The 246-nt window shown below is 37.8% G+C and carries 1 pseudogene; it reads left to right on the forward strand.

Annotated features, from left to right (window positions below):
- A pseudogene (locus CWB76_RS20195) lies at positions 1–200 on the forward strand (hypothetical protein); the annotation flags it as partial.
- Between the last annotated feature and the right edge of the window lie 46 nt (positions 201–246).

The following is a 246-nucleotide window of genomic DNA, read 5'->3' on the forward strand; positions in this document are numbered from 1 at the left end:
AGAGCTTTTTCGAAGTTGGAACTGACAGAAAAGTTGTTACTATCGTTCAAGAGTTTAGTCACGAGGTATGGACTTGTGAAGATACAGGATTTATACCTATAACCGCTATGAAAGAGCTTAAGATAATCGCTCGAAACGCACGAATAACCCAACGCGCCCAAGATAGAAATGAAATTCTATACTCTACATACGCATTTTAATTAGCTTTCCGGAGAGCCGAATGATTAGCTTTAGTTTTAGGATATT

Source organism: Pseudoalteromonas sp. S1609, assembly GCF_005887255.1.
Classification (GTDB): domain Bacteria; phylum Pseudomonadota; class Gammaproteobacteria; order Enterobacterales; family Alteromonadaceae; genus Pseudoalteromonas.